Genomic DNA, 22,907 nt, shown 5'->3' with positions numbered 1-22,907 from the left:
CTATCCGGCCGCCGGCATACGACCGGCCGGCAGCGGGCAGACTCAACGTCGTGGTGACCACACTGGCGATCGACTGTGGCGGCGGGGGCATCAAGGCGTCCGTGCTCGACGAGGCGGGGACGATGCGGGCCCGGCCGTTGCGGGTGCCCACCCCGTACCCGTTGCCGCCCGCGTTGTTTGTCCGGACCCTGCTGGATCTGGGCGGGCGCCTGCCGACGGCGGACCGGCTCACCGTCGGCGTACCCGGGATGATCCGGCACGGAGTGGTCGTGGCCACACCGCACTACGTGACCCGCAATGGCCCCCGCACCAGGGTCGACCCGGACCTGCTCGCCGAGTGGTCCGGCTGGGACGCGCGCGGCGCGCTCGCCGACGCGTTCGGGGTGCCGGCGCTGGTGCTCAACGACGCCGAGGTGCACGGTGCCGGGGTGGTCGCCGGCACCGGCTGCGAGCTGGTGCTGACCCTGGGGACGGGGCTGGGCAGCGCGCTCTTCGACGGCGGGGTGCTCGCACCGCACCTGGAGCTGTCGCACGCGCCGGTGCGCTGGGGCACCACCTACGACACGTACGTCGGTGAACCGGAACGGCGGCGGCTCGGGGACGCCTTCTGGTCCCGTCGGATCCGGCAGGTGGTGGACGGGCTGCGTCCGGTGTTCCGCTGGGACCGGCTCTACCTGGGCGGGGGCAACTCCCGACTGATCCGACCCGAGCAGTTGGCCCGGATGGGCGACGACGTGGTGGTGGTGCCGAACACCGCCGGAATCGTCGGCGGTGTCCGCGCCTGGGAGCTGTCCGCCGGCCGCCGGGACGCCCGTACCTGACCGGATCTCGTCTGATCTCGCCCCCGGGAACAGTCGCCAAACGCGCGGTGTTGTGCCAGCGTCGGAACAGGTGACGGTGCGACCCGAGGAGGTGGCAGATGGATCTTCTGGCGGACTACCGGCGGGCGACCATGTTCTTCGAAACAGGTGACCCCAGCGGAGCGGCCCGACTGCTGGAGCCGATCATCGACGCCGAGCCCGGCAACGCGGCGGTCCGGCAGTTGCTGGCCCGGGCGTACTTCCAGTCGGCCCAGCTCAACCGGGCCGAGGAGCACCTGCGCGAGCTGATCGAACGGGACCCGAGCGACCACTACGCGCACCACGTGCTCGGTCGGACCCTGGAACGGCTCAACCGCCACACCGACGCGCTGCGGCACCTGCGGATCGCCGCCGCGATGTACGCGGCCAACGACGACTACCGGACCGCGCTGCAACGGGTGGAGACCCGCCTGGGCGGCCGGCGCTGAGTCTGACCCGGTGACGCGTGCAGGGGCGGTCCTTCGGGGCCGCCCCTTCGTCGTCGGGCGACCTGCCGGACGTGCCTAGGATGGCGGACATGGGACCTGACCGGCCGGGGGCTGCGGCATGAAGCTCAAGCTGGACCTGCACGAGATCTTCAACAAGGGCCAGGACATCGACCGCGCGTTGCGCGGGATCATGGACGAGGCGGTGGCGAAGAAGGCCACCCTCGTCGAGATCATCCCCGGCAAGGGCTCCGGCCAGCTCAAGAAGCGAGTGCTGCGGTTCCTCGACCAGAAGGACGTCAAGCAGCTCTACCACCGGGTGGAGAAGGACTCGAAGAACTTCGGCCGCCTCTTCGTACACTTCCGCTGGAAGTAGAGGTGGCATGCCCTCTGAACTGGCATTTAGTCCGCTCGGAGGGGGTCGGAAGCAAGATCATGCCGTGTCCAGGCCGTCAAGGGATGGCGGAACATCATCGCCGGCCTGGTCCTCACTGAGTGCCTTGTCGATGGCCCGGCGGGTGCGATCCTCGCTGGCCGGCAGTAGGTGGGTGTAGGTCCGGAGGGTGAAGCCCGGGTCCGCGTGGCCCAGGTAGGCCGACAGAGCCTTGATGCTTTCCCCTGCGTCCAGGAGGACCGAGGCGTAGGTGTGCCGCAGGACGTGCATTCCGTTGTGTCGGTCATCGGGGATGCCGGTCGCCCGGATCGCGGGCTTCCAGACGGCGGAATTGAACATCGAGCGGGACAGCGCCAGGCCGGCGGGTGTCGTCAGGTACAGCTCGACGGTTCGCGGCTCGCCGGTCAGCGTCTCCCACGGCAGGGTCACTGCCTTCAACCGAGTTCTCGGGAAGAAGCGGGCCGTCTGGCCCGAGCACTGAGCCGCCAGCGGTGAGAGGCTGGAGGCATGGCCCGGATCGAGCACTTCAACAACCCGAACGCCCCGAAGCCGAACAGCATCGTCGTAGCCGTGACCGTCTTCGTCCAGGACGAGCAGGGACGCGTGCTGCTCATCCAGCGCACCGACAACGGCCTCTGGGCGTTGCCCGGCGGTGCCCAGGACTTCGGCGAGTACATCGCCGAGACGGCGGTACGGGAGACGCGCGAGGAGACCGGAGTCGACGTCGAGGTAACCGGTGTGATCGGGATATACACCAACCCGAGCCACGTCGTGGAGTACAGCGACGGTGAAATTCGTCAGCAGTTCTCCATATGCTTCCGAAGCCGATACCTCCATGGGCAGCCGAAGACTAGCGACGAGTCATCAGCGGTCAGATGGATCGGTCAAGAGAAGCTGGATGAACTCACTATCCACCCCTCTATGCGCCTTCGCATTGACCACGGCTTCGAGCGACGGCGCGAGCCCTACATCGGATAGCCAGACATCCTCGCCTCAGTTCTCTTCACTGCCTCAAGCAGCGGCCGCTCTGCGTCGTCCCAAAACCGCGTCACCAGATGATCAGGCCCGTACCGTTCGCGAATCTCGGCAAGTCGTTCTTCCGCCGTGAAGTCCTGCCCGTCAGGCCCAGTGGTCATGTCGGCAAACCACAAGGCGTCAGAGACGGGGGACTCCTCTCGCTCGAACTCGTCGGCCAATTCGATACCCAGGCCGCGAACCTCAGCTTCGTAGGCTGCACAAGAGTGGTGGGCAACTAGGCTTGCCAGGCGGTAGCTGAACCCTTCCCGCAAGAGCCACCTTGCCCCGTCTAGGGAGTGGAAGCCTGTGTCCCGGATCGACGCTGCATACCCAATGTCGTGCAGCCACGCCGCAGAGACCAGCAGGCTGGATTCCGGGAGTGCTAGCACATCCCCGAGTCGAGCTGCCTTCGTGGCCACGGCTTGCACATGGTCCCAGCGGCGGGGGAGCTCGTCTGCTAGATGACGATGTGCCACCGCTGCTGCCAGTTCGACCCCTTCCCTCATGAGCCGAGACTAGTTCCCCACCTTCCCTGTGACGATGGCCCTGAGCGGACGAATGTAAAGGAGCAGCGTGTGTCAGCCTCCTAGCAGGGTGTCCACAGAAGCGGCCGGCACCTGACGAGGCCGACTACCCCCCTCGCGGATGTCACCTAGCGGACTGCGTCTCTTCAGACGAAGACCTGAGGGCTTCCCCGGACAGCACCTGCCAGAGCTGGCGCAGGTCGGCACCGCTCACCTGGGCGCCCTCAGGTACGTGCCGTTGCCACTCACCGGGACTCAAAGCCCTCAGAAATTCACGAGCCGGGGCAGGGCGGATCCCTTCCGGTGGCTGCGTCCTTGCGAACTCCACGCCTAAGGAATTGGCTACGCTACGTGGCACGGAACTCATCCGCATAACAACACCAGCTTCAGTATTGACACCGTGATAAATCATGGCGCCGAGAAGATTGATTCTGCGCAACTGGTCTTCGGGGAGTGCGCTGAAATCGATTCCGCTGGTCGGCAACTTAGACAACGCGGAAAGCCCCCAGGCGCCCGCAACGGCGAGGTGTCGGTAGATCGCGCGTGTCGCCTCCGTGATAGCCGCTGTCGTGCTTGTATGCGAGCCCGAGAAATACCGAATTGCAATATCCTCGATAGAAACGCCTTCGACCCAGTCCACTGCGATTCGGGCAGCTCGATCGCCGAGGCCGGGCCCCACGCCGCCATTTAACTCCTCGATGCTGGCGCTAATCTGAGGGAGCTGAAGCATTACCCGCATTAGTTCTGGCAGAGAGCTAGAAGAGACGTCCCCGAAAATGCTTGATGGTTGCCAGTCGTCGGCGTCTAGCGCGTGCGGCATATCACGCATGCTGTGCATAGCCGCCCTGATCCCCTCCGGGGTGAATCCCGTGCTGTCCGCGAGGGTGGTTGTTTCCACCCGTTCTGCGAGATCCGCTGCATACGCTCTCGTCGCTTCTAGTAACTTTAGGCCCTGATCGCGTTTCTTAGGAGTGGATTCGGCCAGTGAAGAGTAGCCGAACGTGTTTCTAAGCAGCAGCTCCGTCTCCGCGAGGACGGCGTCGAGATTCTTCTTCTGCGCGAATAGATGTGCGACGTAGGTTCGGAAATCCGCCCACTGGTCACCGTAAATCGAACGCTCAAGTTGAAGAAGCTGACCCGCGTCCTCCAATTCCTGAAGAAGCGTTACGAGGCGCGAGACCAGACGGCCGGTCTTCTCTGAGACGAAACTCTTGAGGGTCTCGCGGTCATCGGGTTTGCAGGAAATCCCTACGACCCCGATGCTGTCCTGGTCCACCCGTCCAGCCCGTCCGGCAAGATTCCAAAACTCGCGGCTACTCATGGGTCGGCTAGACCTCCGAGCCGGCAGGTGCCTACTCGCGAGCAGGATCGACGAGACCGGGAAGTTCAAACCTTGTGAGAGGCCGGTCGTGGCGACAAGGATACGCAGCTTTCCCTGTTCCGCGAGCCACTCCATCAGAGATCGAGTCTCGTCGGAAAGCCCGGCGTGATGCACGCCGATTCGATGTGACAGCAATTTTATTAGTGTGAAGTTTTCACTGACTTCCGTTGCTAGGTAGCGCTGCACGAGTTCAATCTCCGGATCCGTGGATTCCGGCAACTCGTCAGCCAAGGCACCAGCAACCGCCCATACGCTCGGGATGTTAACGCAGATCACAATCGCTGTCCCGCGATTAGAGAGCGTTACTGACGCCGCGCCAGCGATCTTCCCTAGGTTGGTCCTGATAGCCGAGTACGTCGAATCGAGCTGGGGTCCATCGCCAAGCTGGTAAGTGTCATCGATGCGAAGCGACGGAGCCATGGTGACTAGAGGTTCAAACTCCAGCCCCCATTGCCTCCCGCGACCACTTGGAGGAGCGGTCACGGATACGAGGCCGATCAGACGATCGTTCGGCTGCCAAGGGGTGGTCGAGAGACTGATGCTCTTTCCTGTTTGCGGCGAAAGCCAACGAGCGAGATCATCCCCGTTGGGAACGTTCGGCATAAGCAGCAGGAAGTTGGCATGGGGACAGTCGTGCTTTACCGTTGCAAGCAATAGTTCTATACGGATGCCGCGGTCTTCGTCCTCAATGTTATGGGCCTCGTCAAGTACGAGTAACGCGAGAGGCCGGGCTATAGCGCGGGTTCTGATAATTAGCGCGAGCTTCTCCGGTGTGGCCACCAAGACATCAAAGGTTCCCTCCGCCTCGGCCAGCATGGATGCTTCGATCTCATCCAGCTCGACCGCCGCAGTCAATTCCTCTACGCGCACTCCGCTAGGACTTAGGTCCCTTCGCAGCCTCCGGGTGATCTGGGAGACTAGCGCTCTAGTCGGTGCGATGTAAGCAACCCAGCCTCGATCCTGTTTGAACTGGCTGATTGCTTGAACGATCTTAAATTCAGCAAGGATGGTTTTGCCGGAACTCGTCGGAAGGTCGACTACAACGGCTGCGCTTGCGGGATCGAGCAATCCTTGCTCTTGAATCGCGACTCGCTGCGGCGGAAGCATCTCGAACATCGATCGTTCGCGGGTAGCAGTCCGAACGACGCTTCGGATCTCTGGGCCAATTCTGGTAACCGCCCAAAGGGACCCGGAAACCATTCGATGGACCATAGCCCTCTGCCAACGCAGTACTACGACAAAGGCCGGATCGGCAGACTGCTGAGCCGCCGAGATGGCGCGATCGAAATGGAATTCAAGGTGGGTGACGATGTCGGCGGGGGTTCCTTGCATGAGGTATGCGGCAACGAGTTCCGAAAGCTTCGCCCAGTGATATAAGGCTACTAGGCGCCAGCCCGTTGCCTTTAACTCATCCGGATGGCTCTTCGAGCCGAAAAGAACCTCCTCGCTCTCCCGCTGGTCACTCCGAAGGTGGGCGACAATCTGGGCTACTCCCTCTAAATCTCCCCAACCATCTTTTCGCAACAGACGAACCCACACCTGACCAAGGCTGCTGAGGACTCTTGTGTCCCAAGTGCGCCCAACGCCGAACAATTCCGGTTTGACGTCGCGATCCCGCAACCACGCGCGGTACTCCGCCCACCGATCAGAGCAATAAGCTAGGGCACCCAGTTGTAGTACTTGCCGTACCAAAGCTTCGAGTGAGTAGTCCTCCAGAGGAAGGGATCTTAGCAATTCGAATGCTCGGTACGCGGCAGCTTCAGCTATCTCGGCTGACTCGGTTGACCGAGAGGGCGTCGCTTTGGCCAGCTCGTCAATTCCCTCGCTGGCTGCGATCTCGTAGGCGAAGGCAACATCGTGAATGAGAGCATAGCCATCCTCCGCCGTGTTGTCGACGGGAAGTCGCAACTGCTGGCCGAGGTTATGCTGTACATAGAGTCGAGCTGCGGCTTCGTGCGCTGCTTTTACTCGCTCAGGGCCTATCGAAGCCACGGACCAGTGGTTTTGTAGCGCTTCGAGCCCTCTGCTAGAGATGCTCATGCTGCCGTCTCCACTGCGATCGGCCCTTCCACCAGCGATGCCAACACGTCGGCCTCAATGTACAACCCGATCAATTCTATCGCTGTTTTCGTGGCAGGCAACTCTGAAAGGCGATTTGTTAACGCTTCGAGATCCTTCATGTTTGCGGTGGCAACGTGTACCAAAACCCCGAAAAGCATCACGTCTTTGACGTCTGCGAGATATGTCTGCATTGCCTGCCGGTGGATGCTAAACCACGGCTTGTTGATGCTGTTCATGGTGAGGTACTTGATCGCCCAACGACTACGATCGTCGCTGTCATTGAGGCCCGATAGCTGGCCCCGGAGCCCTTCGCTTCGGCTGGTAACGACCGACGGAGGCCATGACTGGTGGTGGCTAGTCTTCACCTCGGCAAAGACGAATCGCACCCGGTCGCCGGAGTGAAATCCGATCAGATCGACGCCGCCACTGATGCTGTTTGGGTTGCGAGCTGAACGACTGTCGGCCCAAGGAAAGGTGCAATCCCTTGAGATCGACAAATGATGTTCTGCGAGGGCTTCGCCGACACGCCACTCTTCGAACTTGCTAGGTGGCTCTAGTACACGTTGTAGCATGGTGACAGCGAATTCTGTTCGGGGTAGATCCTGTAGAGCCTCGAAGGCCTCACTCAGGCCAGAGTCATCTCGCAAAATCGCCCGTATCGCCGGCGCGATTTCTTCGACATCAGTGGCGGTTAGCTCGAATCCCGTGGCAGGTACAACGCATCCGTCGATCTGATAGGCGACTGTGCCTGCCATCCACGTCACCCTCCCAAGGTGGAACGGATACGAGATCCTGTTGGTGCAGACTACAGGAGGCGATTGCTCTGTAACATAGAGCAACGGTGGGTATGGCGCATCCATTGGGTGTGGTACGGCGGCCGAAGTGGCCTCCAGGTGATGCGTTCGGAGGATGTTGACGTGCAGCAATTGCGTGGACGCCAGCGACGCGATCCGATCTGCCCCTTGTGCCGTTGCGGCATGACACCTGGCCGGGTCGGACATGGCCTAGCGGGAGTCTAGCGGGAGTCACCGTGTGAGAAGTTTCTGTACGAGATCAAGGCGGCCCGCTTCGCAGGCCGCTCGCGCCGCCGAACCTGGGCCGGGCCGATGGCCCGCCGCCGCGCCTCTGGCCTTCGGCCGCCAGCGCGTCGGTGATAGCCCGCCGGCGGCGCGACATACGAAGAAGCCCCGGGCCGCCATGGTCGATGGCAGTTCCGGGGCTTCAGTTGGTCGAGACACGGGCAGTGCCTCCGGCGGGGCGCTCGGGCGCTCTGGGATGGTGGCGCCATCCCGACAACCTCCGTCCGGGCGGAGCCGAGCAGGTGGGGCCTGCCCGGTCAAGGTCGTTCAGCCGCTGGGTGCTCCACCTTGACCGGGCAGGCCCCACCCACTCCACGGGTGTGCGGACGAAGGCCGACGGGATGGCGACGCGGAAGTTGAGTGCTACAGCCAGCCCTTCGAGCGTGCGACCTGGTAAGCGATGAGGCCCATGACTGGCAGTGGTCCGCGGTGGATGAGAAGCAGAAGACCGTACCGGAGCGTAGGCCCCCATCCGGACCTTGCGGCGGCCAGGAGGACGTCTTGGGTGCTGCTTGGCGACTGACGAGGCCGAACGCTCGGACGTCGACGCTTCGGCGTCGGGGTGCCGTCGGCGATGTCCACATCTTGCGAGGCCACTTGTACCTCCGGAGGGCGTAATGAACCGCCCCACCGGATGAGTGGGCTTTCGGCGAGCACCCCGAGGGGTGAACCTGCTGGTTGAACGTAACCCCGTCCTCGCGCCAGGGCTGCCGTGTTCGTGCGCAGTACTAGAAGGGTAGCAGGGACAGATCTAGCTCGGGCAGCTTGGCGCGCACCGCGTCATCGACCAGCTTCCACCACTTCACGCTGTTGATCTGTGGCTTTCGACTGCATGAGGGGCACCTGAAGATGTAGGAGTTCTTCCCGATCATGCTTCCCGGCTTCGCCTCGGCTCCCATCGGCGGCGCGAACCACTCCAAGGCCGAACTCATGCCTCCGCTGCCGTCGAGCTCGCGGCGCGCGACCGTCAGCAGACGCCGCTTGTGCTGGCCGCGATCGGTGCAGACCACCGGGAGGAAGAAGTCAACCTCGCGGCCACTCTGGGCGAACTGCCGGGGCCGGTCGGGATCGATCCTTGAGGCGGGGGGCGGCGCAGGCTCAGTCATGGCGACCTCCCAATCGCTCGGTCTCGGTTCAGCCTATCCCTGCGGCTCCGCCCAAGATCATGCCGCTTCCAGGCCGTGCGAGGGGAACCAGCACTGACCATCGTTGGCCATCCATGCCAGTTCCGGCCCCAGGTCGGAGGCGTAGTCGTCCAGTTTGATCGACTACGCCCCTGCCCGAGATCAATACCGCTGGAAGTAGCGTCCAACGCCCATTGTTCTGCGGCGACCGTCCCATGCGGCCATCGACCCGTGGTTTAGGTAGATCGCGTCGAAGTTAGATTCCATCTAGCTTCGGAGGGATCTGTTCGGTTTAGCGTCGGATGGATCTTCGTCGTGAGGTGCGGCGATGCGTCCGTGCCGGTGGTCGATACTGGGCGGGTGACGGAGGAGCAGGTTACCGAGTCGACGCGGTGGACGATTCACGGTGAGCGGGTGGTGGATGACAGCCGGCGGGCGCGGTTGAGCATCGCCGAGGTGGAACTGCCGGATGGAATCCGTTTCGAGCAGTACGTGATCCGGGCGCCCCGGTCAGCCATGGTTGCGGTGCTCGACGAGCAGGAGCGGCTGCTGCTGATGCGGCGGCACCGGTTCGTGTTCGACCGGTGGGTGTGGGAGCTGCCTGGGGGTTACGTCGACGACGGTGAGCAGCCGGCGAGATGCGCGGTCCGGGAGGTTGAAGAGGAGACCGGATGGCGTCCGGGTGCGGTGGAACCGATGCTGTCGTTCCAGCCGTGGGTGGCGACTGCGGACGCGGAGAATCTGTTGTTCCTTGCGCGCGATGCGGTACACATCGGTTCGCCAGTGGACGTCAACGAGGCCGAGCGGGTGGCCTGGATGCCGTTGGCGGAAGCGCGGGACCTTGTGTCCCAGGGTGAGATCGTGGGATCCGGCACGGTGATCGCGGTGTTGGAGCTGGTCGCGCGCAAAGCCCGGGGCGAGCTGTAGTCAGCGGCGTTGACCGAGGGTCACGTCGACGTACTACCTCTGCCTGCCATCTAGATCAAATATCGCCGCAAGCAGCTACCGAACCGCGTTCAGCGCGTCGCGGAAGTCGGCGGTGGCATGCTCGTGCGGGTAGCGACGGTGCAGTTCGACGTCAACCTCGCCAGCGACCAGCAGCAACGACGGCAGGGACCGGCGAGTAGCAGCGAACGCTGCCACCCCCTGCTCGATGGCCCGATCCAGCTCGCCCGCGCGCAGGGCTGTGGCGGCGAGAGTGAGTCGGGCTTCGGCCATCCGCATAGGTGAGCGTTCGATGCCGTCAGGGCCAGCGCCGAGACGCAGAACTTCGTTGGCGTAGTGCTCGGCGAGAGCGTCGTGTTCAGCGAGCCGGCAGGTATCCATCGCGTAGAACAGCCACTTGCCCGGATCGACCTCGAAGTGGTTGTCGGGGCGGTCAGGCGCACCGAGTTCGTCGAGTAGCCGCCGACCTCGATCGAGTGCCATCCGCGCGCCGTGGAGGTCGCCGAGCCGTGCCAGCGATTTGGCTTCCTGTGCGATCAGTTGAACTCCCACCCGCTGCCGGCCGGCGACTTCCTGGCCGGCTCGGGCGGCGGTCAGCGCCGCCTCGTGTCGGGACTGGGTGAGTGCGAACCAGGCCGTCATCTCCCACGCCCAGCCGGTGATGTCAGCATGACCGGCTTCGTCGCCGAGCTGGCGGGCGGCGATACGGGTGGCTTCACCGCTGGCGCGCATGCCGAGGTCGTACTCGACACAACCAATCAGAAGTGCCAGCCAGCCCGCGCACACCAACAGTTCGCGGTGCTGCCGTAGCCCGGTCGGTCGCTGTAGCAGCCGCGCGACCTCACGCAGCCAACCCTGACCTTCGGCGCGGAGTTCCCCAGCGTCGCGCCACCCATATTGGCAGCACAGCTCGGTGATAGTCGCCTGCAACGTCTCGATGGTTGCGGGGGCGGTGTCGCTGGCGTGCATTCGATGTAGCAGTTCGACGGTCTCGGACGGCCGGGTGTCGGTGGCGGCGGCGACATCCAGGGCGGCGCAAGCGATCAGTTCCCCGCGAGCGGCGAGGACGTCGTCGATTCGGCGGGCCAGATCCTCGCCGGGGCGGCGACGGCCGTTCTCAAGCCGGGAGAGATGCCCCTTGTCGGCGGGCAGCAGCTCGGCGAGCGCGGCCAGGCTGAGGCCATGCGCTTCCCGCGCTTGTCGCATTCGGACGCCGAATGTTGGCATGTCTCGCGCCTCCCACCGGAGTTGCCGGGTTAACGGAGCGGGTTGGCAACCCGCAACCCGTCGACCGATGTGAGCGTACCGCCGCAGGGTGTACCGGACGAGCACGCGCGGTGACTGGTGGGAGGCGTGGTGGCAGTTCACGCGGGGCGGAAATCTCGATGGCCGGCAGATGGCTTTGTGACGGCCGACGTGCCGCAAAAGGCACGAGCGAGCCAGGCTGAGCGGTCGGCGTCGGCACTGGATCGCCGGATGGACGGGGAGCATCTGCCGCGTCGGCCGCAGTGGCAGTGCCTGATGTGCGAGGCGGGTATGCCTTGGCCGTGCCACCCGGCGCGGGTGCGCCTGGCCGAGGCGTACGGACCTGATCGCATTGGCCTCTCCACCTACGTTGGCGGCCTGCTATTCATCGTCGCCGTGGAGTTGCCCGACGTGGCGCCGGCTGAGCTGTACGAGCGCTTTGTGGCGTGGACGCGCTGATGGGCAGCATCCACCCGGGCGACGAGGCCGGTAGCAAGCCACGACAGGCGGCGATACGCGGTCACTGGCCGAGTCAGGGCGGCGCCCGATGACGAGCCACCTCCCGATGACCCCGGGCTGGACCTGCGGCGGCTGTGGTGCTGATTGGCCCTGCCGCACCCGCCGCCAGGAGTTGCAAGCGGAGTACGACAGGGCGCCGGTGTCGCTCGCCCTCTACCTGGCCGCCCAGTTGGTTGACGCCGCCCAGGACCTGGCCCACGTTCCGGCCGGCCATCTGCACTATCGCTTCCTCGGTTGGACCCGATGAGCATCCTTCGTGTGGGTGACGAGAAGTTCCACTACAGCGACGGCTCCCACAAGTGGATCCCGCCGGACCCCGACTACGACCAGGACGTCTGGGACGAGCAGATTCGCCAGCACAAACACGGCCACCTGCGTAACGAGCGTCCGAAGGTCCGCGTCCAGCGGCTGATCTGATGGGAGCAGCGGCGGTCAGAGGCTGGCGATGAGGAGTCCGCACACGGCCAGCGGAAGCACCGCGGACAGGCTGCCCAGCACGGCCGACGAGCGGATCCGGGTACGGGCGACGAGGCCCGCGAGCATTGCCAGGCTGACCAGCAGCGCGAGGAACAGCGCGGGCGTAGCCGTGTAGAGCCCGAAGAGCAGCGCCCGCGACCGTTCGGAATCGCATACCTCGCCGCAGCCAGCCGGGACCGACCCGGAAAGCGTGCTGAGGAACAGGCCGAACGACACGACAACGGCGACGTACCAGCCGACCAGCACCAAGAAGGATGAGCGCGCGTCAACGAGATGAGTGCGTGACGGTGCGAGAGTCATGAGCGAAGTATCCGCTGTTGCGCGAGTGGGGTCAGCCCCCGATCGAATCGGCGCGGGAGCCGCTGTCTCATCCGATTCCGTCGAGGACTTTCACGAACTGGATCAATGCCGCCGGCAGGAGAAGCGTCACGCCCTCTGCCTGCGGACCATAGCCGCCCACGGCTTTAGGTAGACTGATCTTGTCGCCATCCGCGGTCGCCGGCAGGTGGCTGGGGAGACATGCTGCGGGTCCTGGCGGGTGTCCTGCCCGATACGCCGACTGTGGTTGTCCTCGACGAACTGCCCTGGATCTCCGAGCAGGACGCGACGTTCGACGGGCACCTTCAGGTTGCCTGGGACCGGCTCATCTCCAACAAGCCAGTGCTACTGCTGCTGCTCGGCAGTGATCTGCACATGATGCAGCGGTTCTCCGAGTACGACCGCCCGTTCTACGGCAGGGCCACGAACATGGTCCTCGGCCCGTTCAATAAAACGCACACGTTCCGGCCAAGGTGTGCGAGTTTTTACCCTCTGCCCACAGGTAATGCCGCGCAACTTCTGGCCGCGGCGCCAGCAATACCTTGCTGGTCCTGACGTTCGCGACTTTGCACCACCGTCGGTTGCGACGGCTTAGTCGCGGCCGGAAGGCCCTCCGCTCACGCATGGTGACGAGCTGCGCAGCGCGCTCAGCCGAACTTAACCAATCCGTCCTGGACGCTCGCGTGTCAGGTCGATCATCCTTCACGTTCGATGATGACTATCGGAATGTCCCTGCTGGTCGCCTCCTGGTAGCCCTGGTAGGCCGGCATCGTCGCGACCATCAACCCCCACAGTCTGGGTTTCTCCTCCGCCGTTACGGTTCGTGCCTTCGCTATGAAGGCGTGTGCACCGATCTGCACCGTGACGTTGGGATCGACAACAAGGTTGAGGTACCAGGCGGGATGCCGGTCGGCTCCGGCGTTGGACGCGGCCAACACGTAGCGTTCACCGTCTCGGGCGTAGACCAGCGCGGTGCGACGCAGCTTTCCCGATCTGCGTCCCCGGGTGGTCAACAACAGATCGTTCACGCCTGGTCTGGCATTGCCGTTGGTCTCGACAAAACGACGGATATGCTCGGCCACCCAGGTGTTCGGGCTGTCGAAAATCTCCTCGGTCATCAGCAGGCCTCGACGCCCAGGTGCGTCCTGTCGTGTTTGGGCGTGTCGATCTCGTCAAGCAATGCGACGGCGAAGTCGGGGTACGAGATGCGACTGTCCGCATCGGCGGTGTTGGTACGGTACCGTCCGGTGCGTACTCCGTCGTGGTCGAAGTCACCGGCAGGGCTGACGATCAGCCAGTCCAGCCCGTTGGTCGCGGTGCGCAGCACGTCCGCTCCGGCCGCGTGCGCGAGGTAGAACGATCGGTATTCCTGCGGGTAGCCGGGCGTGTCCATCAGTACCGTTCCGGAGGCGTTCTTCAGTACTGACGCCAGGCCAACGACGAGCAGCCGTCCGACGCCCGCTCGGGGCAGTCCGTGGAGGAGTGCCCGGGCGGCGCCGGTGAAGAACGCGCCGGGCTCGGTTGCGGCGTCGTAGACCGCGCTGATCGCGGCGTCGTGTCCCTCGGCCGCTTGGGCGACACTGGCGGTGTCGGTCACGTCACCGGCGACGACGCGCACTTCGTCGCCCGTCAGGCTGCCGTGCTTGCCTGGTTCACGCACCACGGCGGTGACCTGGTGGCCACGCTGGCGCGCCTCGGCAACGGCCGCCCGGCCGGCCCGACCACCCGCGCCAAAAACCACAATCTTGCCCATAGCAACACCACGCCTCTCTCGGTCGGCCCGGATCGCCGACCACCGACGGTGACCGTAGCCAGCGGCGTGGTTTCCGATCGGATACCAACTACGGTAGACGCCGTGAACGCGCCATTGGACCCGGACATGTTCGACCCGGTCTGCCCGTCCGACCTGTCACCGATCCGCGTAGGCGACAAATGGGCCGGCATGATCATCCGCTGCCTGGAACACGGGACCCGAAGATTCTCGGAGCTTCGCATCCCGCTGCGTGGCATCACCGCGAAGGCGCTCACCAAGTCATTGCGGGCACTCGAACGAGACGGCCTGATCCAGCGCATCACCCACCTCGATCGAGCACGCCGCGTCGAGTACGACCTGACCCCACTCGGCCGCAGCATGCTCGAACCAATGGCCACCATGTGCGCCTGGGCAGAGGAACACTGGGAGGAACTCCTCGACGCGCGCGAAGCGTCGACACCACTTCAGCGCGCCAGGTAGCAGACCAGCACGAGACGTCGGGTGAACCCCGCGTCGTGACGCGCCCGGCGCAGCGCCTCTGCCACAAATCATCCGCGATGCGCTCGCCATCTCCGCAGGCGCCGACGGCCTGCCCTGGACCGACGCGTGGGAAGTCGGCGGCTGGTGGAATCGGCAGTGCAACCCAGAGATCGATCTTGTCGGAGCCGATCGGGCTCCGATCGCTTCCCGCATCGCCTTCGCCGGTTCCATCGAATGGCAGGACGGCCCGTTCGACCGGCACCATCTCGACGAACTGCGGCGTCACGCCCCGCTGATCCCTGGTTTCCAGCCCGGTGTCAGCGGCCTGATCGTGGTCAGCCGCTCCGGAGTCGACCTCCCGGCCGAGGCCGTGGACCTGGTCTGGGGACCTGACGACATCGTCCAGGCGTGGCCGGCCTGACGCTGTCGAGTGATGCGCTTGACGCCCGGGGTCCTCTGGTGGGTCAGCCCGCGAGGGCGTCGGGCCGACCGCCGTGGCCGGCGGGGCGGCGGGACCAGCACTGCGGGCGCTGCCGTACGGCGAGCTCCAGAGCCTGATGGTCCGACTCGATCATTTCTCGGGCTATTCGACGCGCCATTTCCAGGCGATCGACGTGCATGTCAAGATCGGTCGGGCCGGCGCCTGCCATCTCGAACTCCTTGTCAGCGTTCGAACTAGTCGCATCATCTGTCACGCCGGGAAACGTCACCATTCTCCGATCGGTGGAAAGCGCCCGCCGTACGGCTCGGTGTCGCGTACCCCGGTTGCGCCGATGGTAGCGGCGGCCGCGCCATCCCGCGTGGATCTGTGGAACCGCGCCTTGCTGGAGGTTTGTACATTGCACGGTGCGCGGATCGGGGGGCGTGACAAGTTCGGTGAGGGATCTTCGTTACGGGAGGACCGCCGTGCAGCATTCGAGCAGGATCGATCCCTTGTTCGTTGCCGTAGAAGCAGAGTCGATCACCCGTGCGGATGTCGCCGGGCTCATCGCGGGGCGGTTGGCCGCCGTCCGGGTGCCGGGGTTGCTCTCCGCGGCCCGCTGTCAGGCGATCACCGCGGCGCTCGCGAACGCGCCGATGGACCGCTACGACGAGAGCCGGGTCTTTCCCGTCGTGGCCAAGTTCGGCCCGGCCATCAACGACCATCGGGCCGCCGGTGAACTCCGCGAGGACTACTGGGACGCCGCCCGCGCGGCCGAGAAGAGCTGGTCGACGCTGGGCCTACCGGATTCGCCCCGGGACCTGTGCCTGGACGCGTTCCGAGGTGCCTGGCCGGACGTCGCTGCCGGGCGGCGGCAGCGTCGGGAGATGCACGTCGGCGTCGTCCGGGAGATCAACGCGGGGCTCCAGGTGCACTTCGACGACGCGGTCCGGGAGTACGCGGGTCGGTTGCTCGACGGCGAGGTGGTGGCGCAGTTGGCGTTCAACATCTACATCCGGGTGCCGCCGGCCGGTGGTGAGACCGTGCTGTGGCGGCGGCGCTGGCAGCCGAACGACGAGGAGCTGCGGATTCCCGGTGGGTACGGCTTTCAGGAGTCGGTGGCCGCCGACGCGCAGTCGTTGACGCTGCGCCCCACGCTCGGGGAGGGCTTTCTGTTTGATCCGCGGCACTACCACACGGTGCGTCCCGCGTCGGATGGCCGACGGATCTCCATAGGATGTTTCGTCGGGCTCACCGACGATGGTCGACTGGCCCTCTGGTCGTAGTGAAGGGCGTTTCCCCATGGTGGACAGAAACGACGTCGAGGCGGCTGCGGCTCTCGTCGAGGGGCGGGTCCGGGAAACCCCGGTCATCGCCGTCGACGGTGCCGATCTGGGCGTGCCCGGTCAGCTCAGCCTCAAGTTGGAGTTGCACCAGCACACCGGCTCGTTCAAGCCGCGTGGCGCGTTCAACCGGATGCTCCAGGGGTCGTTGCCCTCGGCCGGAGTGATCGCCGCATCGGGTGGCAACCATGGCCTCGCCGTCGCGTACGCGGCCCGGTCGCTGGGCGTGCCGGCGGAGGTCTTCGTGCCGGTCACCGCCTCGCCGGTGAAGGTGCAGCGGTTGGCCGGGCTGGGCGCTCAGGTGCGCCAGGTGGGCCAGCACTACGCCGAGGCGTTGGCGGCGAGCACCCAGCGGGCGGCGGAGACCGGCGCGTTGGTCGTGCACGCGTACGACCAGCCGGAGGTGGTGGCCGGGCAGGGCACCGTCGGCCGGGAGCTGGAGCGGCAGGTGGACGGGATCGACACCGTGCTGGTGGCGGTCGGTGGCGGCGGGTTGGTGTCCGGCATCGCCAGTTGGTTCGAAGGTTCGGTACGCGTCGTCGCGGTCGAGCCCGAGCAGATCCCCACCCTGCACTCGGCCCTCAAGGCGGGCCGGCCGGTCGACATCGAGGTGGGCGGCATCGCCACCGATTCGCTGGGCGCCCGGCGGATTGGCGAGATCGCCTTCGACACCGCCCGCCGGACCGAGGTGGTCTCCGTGCTGGTCCGTGACGAGGACCTGGTGCGAGCGCGTCGACTGCTCTGGTCGGAGCTGCGGGTCGCCGCCGAGTTGGGTGGCGCCGCGGCGCTGGCCGCGCTTGTCGGTGGCGCGTACGTGCCGCAGCCGGGTGAGCGAGTGGCAGTGATCATCTGCGGCGGCAACACCGACCCGAGCGACCTTGGGCCGGCCGCACCGCACTGACCGGTCAGCCGCCGGTGCGTAGCCGGCGCAGCGCGTGCTCCACCTGGAGGGTGTCCAGGTGGGTGTCCCCGAGGAGTCGCCGGCGATCGGCGAGCAACTGCTCGTACACCTCGATCGCCGCGTCGACCTGTTCTTCGAGCAGGAGCACCAGGGCCAGGGTGGACCGGATGGCGAGCACCTCGCTGCGATCGCCGTGCCGGGGTTCCACGGTGGCCAGGGTGGCCCGCAGTTCGGCTTCCGCCTCGGCGAGCCGGCCCTGCGCCTGCATGCACCGGGCCAGCGTGTGCCGGGCCTGCCAGGTCTCCGGTTGGTTGAGCGGCCACAGCCGGTAGCGGACCTCCAGGATGGCGTGCAGCATCTCCTCGGCCTCGGGTGCCCGTTGCTGGGCGAGCACGGCCAGCGCGAGGCTGTGCCGCACGATCATGGTGTCCCAGTGTTCCGGGCCCCGGACCTGGTCCTCGGCGGCGACGATCTGCCGCAGCTCCAACTCGGCCTCCGGCCACTGCCGCTGGGCCATGATCGCCTTGGTGAGCTTGTGCCGGCTCGCGAGGGTGTCGGCGTCGTCGCTGCCCAGCACCCTGGTGCGGTCGGCGATCACCTCGCGCAGGACCCGGTCGGCCATCTCCGGCTGGTTGCGTTCCAGCCAGGTGCGGCCCAGCTCGTGGCGCAGCGCCAGCACCTGTGGCCGGTCCAGGTCGTGGTCGTACGCGGCGCAACCGCGCACGATCGGCTCCAGGATGTCGAAGGCCGAGCCGGGTAGACCGATCGCGATGAGGTAGCGGGCGGTGAGTCGGGCCAGCTCCAGCGCGCGGCGTACCGTCTCGGGGTCGTGTTTGTGTCTCTGCGGCACGAGGTATCCCCGCACGGCCTCGACCAGGTGCGGCACCAGCACATCCCAGTTGGCCCAGGCCGCCGAGTCGTCCGGGCTCTGCCCCTCGGTGGCGGCGAGCAGCAGCTTCATGACCAGCCCGTGGTAGTCGGCGATCTGCTCACGGACCTCGTCGCGGTCGCGGAACATCGCGTGCACCAGCGGGTGCAGCGACAGCACGTGGGCGAACGCCGGGTCGGTGACCTCCTCCACGACGTCGAAGTCGACCAGGGCGAGGTTGCCGATGCCCTCCAGCACCTTCACCCGCTGCCGGGCGGTGAGCCCTTTGAAGAGTGGCGACTGGGCCAGGATGGCCGGTTTGAGCACCACCTCGTAGGGCACCGGGGAGACGCTCAGGCAGGCCAGCACGTTGAGCAGCGGCCGGCTCTGTTGGAGCTGGCGGCGGGCCAGCAGATCCAGTGAGAGGTCGTCGACCTCGCGGACGATCTCCAGGCCGAGGGACTCGTCGAGGTCGACGTCGGCGGCGTCGCGCGGTGAGCGGAACCGACGCTGCACGGCGCTGCGGTATTCGGCGAAGGTGGTGATGGTCGAGGTGCCGCGCCAGACCGGGCTGGCGTTGACCGACCGCAGGTAGTTGCCGGCCGCCCGCAGGGCGAGGGGCAGGCCGCCCAGCTCACGGGCCAGCTCCCGGGCGTCGGCCAGGTCACCGGCCTGTGCGCCGGCCCGGTCGATCAGCACCTGGGCGCCGGCGTCTGCGTCGAGCGGGCGTACCTGGTGCAGCGTCGACCAGGTGCCCCAGGTTGCCCGGTTGCCATCCCGGGTGGTCACGATGACCATGCCGTCGTCGGCCTCCGGGCGGCGCAGCCAACCGGTGCCGTCGGCGAGCACCCCGTCGGTGGGGCCCAGCGTGGCGGGTTCGTCCGCGCTGTCGAAGATCAACAGCCAGGGCTGCGCGGCCTGGTTGAGGTAGCGCCACACCAGGTCGGTGGCACTGATCATCCCGGCCCAGGCCTGGTCGACCTGGGTCTCCGACGCGCCGAGCTGGCTGACCACCTCCCGCATTCCGGAGTTGAGCCGTCCCGCCTGCACCCACCAGACCGTCCGGCCGCCAGCTCGGGCACGGCGGGCGATCTCCAGTGCGACGTGGCTCTTGCCGGAGCCGCCCATTCCGCACAGGATGTGCACCGGAGGTCGGTCCGTGGCGACCTCCCCCGGCTGCACGATCTCGTCGATCAGGTCGTCGCGCCCGTGCAGCGGGCAGTCCAGTCGCCCGAGCGGTGGATCGACGGAGACACGACTCGGTCGGTCGTACGCAGGCCGAGGCACGCCGGCATCCTCGGGTGGAACGTCCGCAGTCAATGCGGTCCCCCTTCGGTGGCGAATTCGCAATGGGCCGGTGGCGAAAGATCCTGTCCATCTGATGGACAGTCGGAGGGATTGCCACCCGCGCCATGTGAACCGCAAGCGTATCCATCCCCGTACTGGGTTGCACACTCTCCGTTTAGGCCGCCCGGGTGACCGTAATCGGTGCCGGAATTCCCAATTCGCGGTCGATTCCGGCCGATCCGCCGTGCGCGGCATCGACAGAGGCATCCACGATGGACGCATGAACTGGTCGCCAATCCAGGACGTGATCGACTGGGGAACCGTGCCGGACTGGTTTGGCGCGGTCGGCTCCATCGCCAGTGTGCTCTTCGTCTATCTCGGATTGCGGCGGGAAATCCGTGCTCGCCGCAGCGACGATCTGCGAGCCCGGGCCACCCAGGCCCGGTTGGTCTCGGCGGTGGCCGAGATTCGCGGCACCTCGGTGCTGCGGATCGCCGTGGCCAACGAGAGCGACGCCCCGGTGCTGGACGTGGTGGTGCTGGCTCGGCTCGCCCAGCCCGATGATCCGGACGGCCCGTCGGTCGGGTTGGCCGCGCCGAAACAGGTGCGTCGGATACCGGGCCGCGACTCGCACGACCTCTTCGTCACCGTCGCTGCGGAATATCGGCTACGCACGGCCGACACCGTTCTGGTGGACCTCACCTTTACCGATCACGACGGCAATCGCTGGCACCGGATCGGTGCCGGTCAACCGGAGCCGGTGGGCTGACCGATCGGCTCCGGTGGTCCGGCGGGCAGATCGCTCCGCCGGACCACCGCGTCCCGTCAGATGGGATAGGTACGGGCGACCGCAAGCATCTCCGAGCTGTGCGACCCGACGACGCCGACGGCTGGCGGCCGGGGGCGGAAGCCGGGCAGCGCGTCCAACCCGTCACTGGCGTCCATCGCCCGCAGCGACACCCGCCCGGCGACGGGACGCAGGGTCAACGTGACCTCGATGCCCTCCGTCGGTGGGGCGTGGAATACCAGCCCGAAGCCCCACTTGCCTGCGCGGGGCTCCACCGGCACCGACCTCCCCGCTGCCTCGGCGCGCAGCACGGTGGCGGTCGACGTGTCGACGTGCAGGGTGGCGAGCCGGGCCGTCCGCTGCGGGGTGAGCCGCAGCCGCAGCGTGCGCTCGCCTCCGGAGGTAGCGTCGGCCACCACGTCGAGCCTCGGCGCCGGCAAGTTCGCCGACTGCGCCGGACCGGCCCGCAGCTCACCGCCGCCGAGTCCGGGGAAGTCGTCGCCGACGTCGGCCACCCCGTCCACGTAGCCGTCCGTCCACGGCTGCGGGTCGGTCTCCTCGCTCAGCCAACGGGCCTGGCCGGTACCGGCGTCCAGGGCGTACATCAGGTGGGTGGGTGCGGGATGGGCGGCGTCGAACCGGTCGACGCCCAGCCCGACCCCGGCGAGCACCACCGCCGCCACGGCGGCGGCGCCGGCCGGCAGCACGCCGAGCCGCCGGGCCCGCAGCGCCAGCAGGCCGCGCTGGCCACCGGCCTGCGGGTGCAGCAGGTCGACCACTGGCAGGGCGGTCAGGCCGAGCAGCACCGCGACCAGTGCGGCCACCCCGCCCTTCTCCATCCCCAGCGCGGGAAAGAGCAGCACCACGGTGGGCAGCAGGATGACCACACCGACGACCGCGGCGGCCGTCACCGCCACCACCGGCCACGGTCCGGTCTGTCGGGTACGCAGCGCGACCAGCCCGCCGAGGGCGCCGGCCAGTGCCGGCAGGGTGGTGAGGTACGCCCCACCCGGCACCGCCACGGCGAGCAGCACCCCGAGCAGGGCCAGCCAGGCGAGCCCGCCCACGGCGAGCGCGGCCGGGCCGATCCGGCGGCGGGTCAGCGCGTACCAGGTGAACAGGATGGCGGTGGCGAGCGCCAGGACGGCCAACCGGTACCAGATCGGCCGGTACGGGTCGAGCAGCTCCGCGTACCCCGGTCGGATCGTGGTGATCGCCAGCCAGAGCAGTTGGGCGGCGACCGGCGCGACGATGATCGGCACCAGGGCCAGCGCGAAGCCGGCGGCCAGCCGGCCGGTGCTGGCCCGGCCACTGCGACGCGTCAGCCAGCCCAGGGCGGCCACCGCGGCCACCGCGAGCAGGGCCAGCGGCAGGGTTAGCCAGCCCGGGTAGCGGACCAGCCCACCGGGGACGGGGAAGTAGGTGGCGTCGTGCCCGGAGCGCAGGTCGGTCAGGTCGGTGCCGCCGAACTCCCGGGCCAGGCCCAACGCGTTGTCCCCGTGCTGCTGGAGGCTGCCCCGGTCCATGGCGGCTGGGGTGTCCAACGGCGTGTGATAGATGGCCCCACCGTCGATGTACGCCGAGTTCAGCCCGACGAACTTCTGATCCAGGAACGCGGTGAAATCGGTGTCATTGGGCAGCGCGCGGTAGATCTCCACCGCGAAGGAGGTGCCGACCGGGTGCGGGGCGGCTCGACCGAAGACGTCCACCAGCTTCGCGTTGTTCCGGGACGTCTCGAACATGATCACCGGCCCGGTGGAGCCCCGCGCTTCTAGGTTGAGCACCACACCGCCGTCGGCGGCCAGCGGGTGGCTGGCGGCGAACGCGGACGCGCCGCAGAGACATGCCTCCTCGGCGTCGGTCAACACGAAGACGATGTCGTTGCGGAGCCGGGGGCCGGTGGTCAGCGCGCGGGCCACCTCCAGGATCGTCGACGTGCCGGCCGCGTCGTCGTTGCCACCCGGCCCGGTCTGCACCGAGTCGTAGTGGGCGACCAGGAAGACCCGGCCCGTCGAGTCGGTGCCGGGCAGCCGGGCCACCACGTTGCGGACCCGGGCCAGGGTCGCCCCGCCCGCCGCCCCGCTGAGCTGACCGGCCTCCGACGCCACGGTGTCCTGCACCTCGGTCTCCAGGCCCAGCCCCCGCAACTGCTGTTCGAGGTGCACGCGGACCTGCTCGTTGGCCGGGCTGCCGGCGACGTGCGACCGGGCCGCGATCACCTGGACGTCCTCGTACGCCCGGCCGGCGCTGAACTCACCCGCCGGTGCGTCCGTCGGCTTGGGAGCCGGGGTGCGCAGGTCGAGCAGGCTGCCGGCGCCGACCGCGGCCAGCGCGACCAGAGCCGCCGCTGCGGCCACGAGCCGCCGACGCGGCCGAGTCAGCGCGCGGTTGGCCGGGGGTACGGCCGGAATCGGAAGGGGCGGCGTGCCCGTCGCGGCCGGGGTGGTGGGTGCGCCCACGGAAACTCCTCGGGGGGTGGTGGGGCCTGGGGTGGGATCATCCTGCCCGTCGGCGGCCCCGGGTGGGATGGCCGGTACGCCTGCGTCCACCAGCCACCCGGTTCGTCATTCGGTGGGCAGTGATGCGGCCCATCCCCGCCCGCGCCGCGGGCATCGTGTTGTGTGCGACCGTTGTCTAATACAGGATCAGCAGGGCACTCGGAAGGAGCCCCGACATCACCAGCGAACTCCCGCGTCTC

General features: G+C 66.9%; 25 protein-coding genes. 13 read left to right on the top strand and 12 right to left on the bottom strand.

Annotated elements, in window-relative coordinates:
• Window positions 1-50 precede the first annotated feature (50 nt).
• The 3 genes from IF46_RS0129705 to IF46_RS0129695 all read left to right on the top strand — a co-directional run bounded on the left by IF46_RS0129705 (window position 51) and on the right by IF46_RS0129695 (window position 1,661).
• A complete protein-coding gene (locus IF46_RS0129705; RefSeq protein WP_030491713.1) occupies window positions 51-821 on the top strand; it encodes an ROK family protein in 771 nt (256 codons plus the stop codon).
• A gap of 98 nt (window positions 822-919) precedes the next feature.
• Complete coding sequence (locus tag IF46_RS0129700; protein ID WP_030491712.1) at window positions 920-1,288, top strand: tetratricopeptide repeat protein; 369 nt, start codon at window positions 920-922, stop codon at window positions 1,286-1,288.
• A 118-nt stretch (window positions 1,289-1,406) separates the two neighbouring features.
• Window positions 1,407-1,661: a Smr/MutS family protein gene (locus IF46_RS0129695; RefSeq protein ID WP_007465523.1), complete on the top strand. Its 255-nt coding sequence runs from the start codon at window positions 1,407-1,409 to the stop codon at window positions 1,659-1,661.
• A gap of 57 nt (window positions 1,662-1,718) precedes the next feature.
• Here the strand turns inward: IF46_RS0129695 and IF46_RS34115 are convergent, their stop codons facing one another.
• Window positions 1,719-2,108, bottom strand: coding sequence for a tyrosine-type recombinase/integrase (locus IF46_RS34115; protein ID WP_232234213.1), 390 nt, complete (start codon window positions 2,106-2,108; stop codon window positions 1,719-1,721).
• 78 nt (window positions 2,109-2,186) lie between these two features.
• On the opposite strand from IF46_RS34115, the gene IF46_RS0129685 reads away from it, so the two are divergent.
• The gene (locus tag IF46_RS0129685) at window positions 2,187-2,657 is read left to right on the top strand and encodes an NUDIX hydrolase (RefSeq protein WP_030491710.1); all 471 of its coding nucleotides are present in this window, start codon (window positions 2,187-2,189) and stop codon (window positions 2,655-2,657) included.
• Here the strand turns inward: IF46_RS0129685 and IF46_RS0129680 are convergent.
• The 4 genes from IF46_RS0129680 to IF46_RS0129665 form a co-directional block, all read right to left on the bottom strand.
• Window positions 2,645-3,202 carry an HD domain-containing protein gene (locus tag IF46_RS0129680; RefSeq protein ID WP_030491709.1) on the bottom strand — a complete coding sequence of 186 codons (558 nt, stop codon included), beginning with the start codon at window positions 3,200-3,202 and terminating at the stop codon, window positions 2,645-2,647. The genes IF46_RS0129685 and IF46_RS0129680 overlap by 13 nt on opposite strands.
• A 142-nt stretch (window positions 3,203-3,344) precedes the next feature.
• Window positions 3,345-6,641: a DEAD/DEAH box helicase gene (locus IF46_RS34110; protein WP_084598099.1), complete on the bottom strand. Its 3,297-nt coding sequence runs from the start codon at window positions 6,639-6,641 to the stop codon at window positions 3,345-3,347.
• A complete protein-coding gene (locus IF46_RS34610) occupies window positions 6,638-7,417 on the bottom strand; it encodes a hypothetical protein (RefSeq protein WP_157563652.1) in 780 nt (259 codons plus the stop codon). Before IF46_RS34610 ends, IF46_RS34110 begins: the two co-directional genes overlap by 4 nt.
• A gap of 1,052 nt (window positions 7,418-8,469) precedes the next feature.
• Window positions 8,470-8,847, bottom strand: coding sequence for a hypothetical protein (locus IF46_RS0129665; protein ID WP_030491706.1), 378 nt, complete (start codon window positions 8,845-8,847; stop codon window positions 8,470-8,472).
• A gap of 378 nt (window positions 8,848-9,225) precedes the next feature.
• Between IF46_RS0129665 and IF46_RS0129660 the strand changes: the two genes are divergently transcribed.
• Window positions 9,226-9,792, top strand: a complete 567-nt coding sequence (locus tag IF46_RS0129660; RefSeq protein WP_030491705.1) for an NUDIX hydrolase — start codon at window positions 9,226-9,228, stop codon at window positions 9,790-9,792.
• Window positions 9,793-9,867: 75 nt separating this feature from the next.
• Here IF46_RS0129660 and IF46_RS0129655 read toward each other — a convergent pair whose 3' ends face one another.
• A complete protein-coding gene (locus IF46_RS0129655) occupies window positions 9,868-11,037 on the bottom strand; it encodes a helix-turn-helix domain-containing protein (protein ID WP_030491704.1) in 1,170 nt (389 codons plus the stop codon).
• A gap of 249 nt (window positions 11,038-11,286) precedes the next feature.
• Here IF46_RS0129655 and IF46_RS0129650 point away from each other — a divergent pair, with 249 nt between their 5' ends.
• From IF46_RS0129650 to IF46_RS34935, 3 genes are all read left to right on the top strand, one after another.
• A complete protein-coding gene (locus tag IF46_RS0129650; protein ID WP_084598100.1) occupies window positions 11,287-11,514 on the top strand; it encodes a hypothetical protein in 228 nt (75 codons plus the stop codon).
• Between the two features lie 88 nt (window positions 11,515-11,602).
• Window positions 11,603-11,821: a hypothetical protein gene (locus tag IF46_RS0129645; RefSeq protein WP_030491702.1), complete on the top strand. Its 219-nt coding sequence runs from the start codon at window positions 11,603-11,605 to the stop codon at window positions 11,819-11,821.
• Window positions 11,818-11,991: a hypothetical protein gene (locus tag IF46_RS34935; protein ID WP_198041566.1), complete on the top strand. Its 174-nt coding sequence runs from the start codon at window positions 11,818-11,820 to the stop codon at window positions 11,989-11,991. Before IF46_RS0129645 ends, IF46_RS34935 begins: the two co-directional genes overlap by 4 nt.
• A gap of 15 nt (window positions 11,992-12,006) precedes the next feature.
• Here IF46_RS34935 and IF46_RS0129635 read toward each other — a convergent pair whose 3' ends face one another.
• Complete coding sequence (locus IF46_RS0129635; protein ID WP_157563649.1) at window positions 12,007-12,351, bottom strand: hypothetical protein; 345 nt, start codon at window positions 12,349-12,351, stop codon at window positions 12,007-12,009.
• 219 nt (window positions 12,352-12,570) lie between these two features.
• Here IF46_RS0129635 and IF46_RS0129630 point away from each other — a divergent pair, with 219 nt between their 5' ends.
• A complete protein-coding gene (locus tag IF46_RS0129630) occupies window positions 12,571-12,924 on the top strand; it encodes a hypothetical protein (protein ID WP_030491700.1) in 354 nt (117 codons plus the stop codon).
• 140 nt (window positions 12,925-13,064) lie between these two features.
• On the opposite strand, the gene IF46_RS0129625 is transcribed toward IF46_RS0129630, so the two are convergent.
• Both IF46_RS0129625 and IF46_RS0129620 read right to left on the bottom strand, forming a co-directional pair.
• Window positions 13,065-13,487, bottom strand: a complete 423-nt coding sequence (locus tag IF46_RS0129625) for a nitroreductase family deazaflavin-dependent oxidoreductase (RefSeq protein WP_030491699.1) — start codon at window positions 13,485-13,487, stop codon at window positions 13,065-13,067.
• A complete protein-coding gene (locus IF46_RS0129620; protein WP_030491698.1) occupies window positions 13,487-14,122 on the bottom strand; it encodes an NAD(P)-dependent oxidoreductase in 636 nt (211 codons plus the stop codon). Before IF46_RS0129620 ends, IF46_RS0129625 begins: the two co-directional genes overlap by 1 nt.
• Here IF46_RS0129620 and IF46_RS35390 point away from each other — a divergent pair.
• Complete coding sequence (locus tag IF46_RS35390) at window positions 14,045-14,602, top strand: winged helix-turn-helix transcriptional regulator (protein WP_232234212.1); 558 nt, start codon at window positions 14,045-14,047, stop codon at window positions 14,600-14,602. The genes IF46_RS0129620 and IF46_RS35390 overlap by 78 nt on opposite strands.
• A 464-nt stretch (window positions 14,603-15,066) precedes the next feature.
• Here the strand turns inward: IF46_RS35390 and IF46_RS0129605 are convergent, their stop codons facing one another.
• On the bottom strand, window positions 15,067-15,315 hold the full coding sequence (locus tag IF46_RS0129605; protein WP_030491696.1) for a hypothetical protein: 249 nt from the start codon (window positions 15,313-15,315) through the stop codon (window positions 15,067-15,069).
• A 220-nt stretch (window positions 15,316-15,535) separates the two neighbouring features.
• Here IF46_RS0129605 and IF46_RS0129600 point away from each other — a divergent pair, with 220 nt between their 5' ends.
• Window positions 15,536-16,309 (top strand): hypothetical protein, encoded by a 774-nt coding sequence (locus IF46_RS0129600; RefSeq protein WP_051724263.1) that lies wholly within the window; start codon window positions 15,536-15,538, stop codon window positions 16,307-16,309.
• 16 nt (window positions 16,310-16,325) lie between these two features.
• On the top strand, window positions 16,326-17,267 hold the full coding sequence (locus tag IF46_RS0129595; protein WP_030491694.1) for a threonine/serine dehydratase: 942 nt from the start codon (window positions 16,326-16,328) through the stop codon (window positions 17,265-17,267).
• Between the two features lie 4 nt (window positions 17,268-17,271).
• On the opposite strand, the gene IF46_RS0129590 is transcribed toward IF46_RS0129595, so the two are convergent.
• Entirely contained in the window at window positions 17,272-19,422 is a 2,151-nt protein-coding gene (locus IF46_RS0129590) for a tetratricopeptide repeat protein (protein WP_051724262.1), read from the bottom strand.
• Window positions 19,423-19,702: 280 nt separating this feature from the next.
• On the opposite strand from IF46_RS0129590, the gene IF46_RS0129585 reads away from it, so the two are divergent.
• Window positions 19,703-20,191 carry a hypothetical protein gene (locus IF46_RS0129585; RefSeq protein WP_030491692.1) on the top strand — a complete coding sequence of 163 codons (489 nt, stop codon included), beginning with the start codon at window positions 19,703-19,705 and terminating at the stop codon, window positions 20,189-20,191.
• 56 nt (window positions 20,192-20,247) lie between these two features.
• Here IF46_RS0129585 and IF46_RS0129580 read toward each other — a convergent pair whose 3' ends face one another.
• Window positions 20,248-22,668: a M28 family peptidase gene (locus IF46_RS0129580; protein ID WP_420063604.1), complete on the bottom strand. Its 2,421-nt coding sequence runs from the start codon at window positions 22,666-22,668 to the stop codon at window positions 20,248-20,250.
• Window positions 22,669-22,907 lie beyond the last annotated feature (239 nt).

It is taken from the genome of Micromonospora chokoriensis (assembly GCF_000718555.1).
GTDB classification, from domain to species: domain Bacteria; phylum Actinomycetota; class Actinomycetes; order Mycobacteriales; family Micromonosporaceae; genus Micromonospora; species Micromonospora chokoriensis_B.
Note: the sequence above shows the minus strand (reverse complement) of the source record. Positions and strands in the feature narration are given on the sequence as shown.

Coding starts and splice junctions, on each gene's coding strand:
- IF46_RS0129620 (WP_030491698.1), bottom strand. CDS start 14,122: ATGGGCAAGATTGTGGTTTTTGGCGCGGGTGGTCGGGCCGGCCGGGCG.
- IF46_RS0129680 (WP_030491709.1), bottom strand. CDS start 3,202: ATGAGGGAAGGGGTCGAACTGGCAGCAGCGGTGGCACATCGTCATCTA.
- IF46_RS0129685 (WP_030491710.1), top strand. CDS start 2,187: ATGGCCCGGATCGAGCACTTCAACAACCCGAACGCCCCGAAGCCGAAC.
- IF46_RS0129645 (WP_030491702.1), top strand. CDS start 11,603: ATGACGAGCCACCTCCCGATGACCCCGGGCTGGACCTGCGGCGGCTGT.
- IF46_RS0129655 (WP_030491704.1), bottom strand. CDS start 11,037: ATGCCAACATTCGGCGTCCGAATGCGACAAGCGCGGGAAGCGCATGGC.
- IF46_RS0129585 (WP_030491692.1), top strand. CDS start 19,703: ATGAACTGGTCGCCAATCCAGGACGTGATCGACTGGGGAACCGTGCCG.
- IF46_RS0129665 (WP_030491706.1), bottom strand. CDS start 8,847: ATGACTGAGCCTGCGCCGCCCCCCGCCTCAAGGATCGATCCCGACCGG.
- IF46_RS0129630 (WP_030491700.1), top strand. CDS start 12,571: ATGCTGCGGGTCCTGGCGGGTGTCCTGCCCGATACGCCGACTGTGGTT.
- IF46_RS0129595 (WP_030491694.1), top strand. CDS start 16,326: ATGGTGGACAGAAACGACGTCGAGGCGGCTGCGGCTCTCGTCGAGGGG.
- IF46_RS34110 (WP_084598099.1), bottom strand. CDS start 6,641: ATGAGCATCTCTAGCAGAGGGCTCGAAGCGCTACAAAACCACTGGTCC.
- IF46_RS0129625 (WP_030491699.1), bottom strand. CDS start 13,487: ATGACCGAGGAGATTTTCGACAGCCCGAACACCTGGGTGGCCGAGCAT.
- IF46_RS34610 (WP_157563652.1), bottom strand. CDS start 7,417: ATGGCAGGCACAGTCGCCTATCAGATCGACGGATGCGTTGTACCTGCC.
- IF46_RS0129635 (WP_157563649.1), bottom strand. CDS start 12,351: ATGACTCTCGCACCGTCACGCACTCATCTCGTTGACGCGCGCTCATCC.
- IF46_RS34935 (WP_198041566.1), top strand. CDS start 11,818: ATGAGCATCCTTCGTGTGGGTGACGAGAAGTTCCACTACAGCGACGGC.
- IF46_RS0129605 (WP_030491696.1), bottom strand. CDS start 15,315: ATGGTGACGTTTCCCGGCGTGACAGATGATGCGACTAGTTCGAACGCT.
- IF46_RS0129695 (WP_007465523.1), top strand. CDS start 1,407: ATGAAGCTCAAGCTGGACCTGCACGAGATCTTCAACAAGGGCCAGGAC.
- IF46_RS0129700 (WP_030491712.1), top strand. CDS start 920: ATGGATCTTCTGGCGGACTACCGGCGGGCGACCATGTTCTTCGAAACA.
- IF46_RS0129650 (WP_084598100.1), top strand. CDS start 11,287: ATGGACGGGGAGCATCTGCCGCGTCGGCCGCAGTGGCAGTGCCTGATG.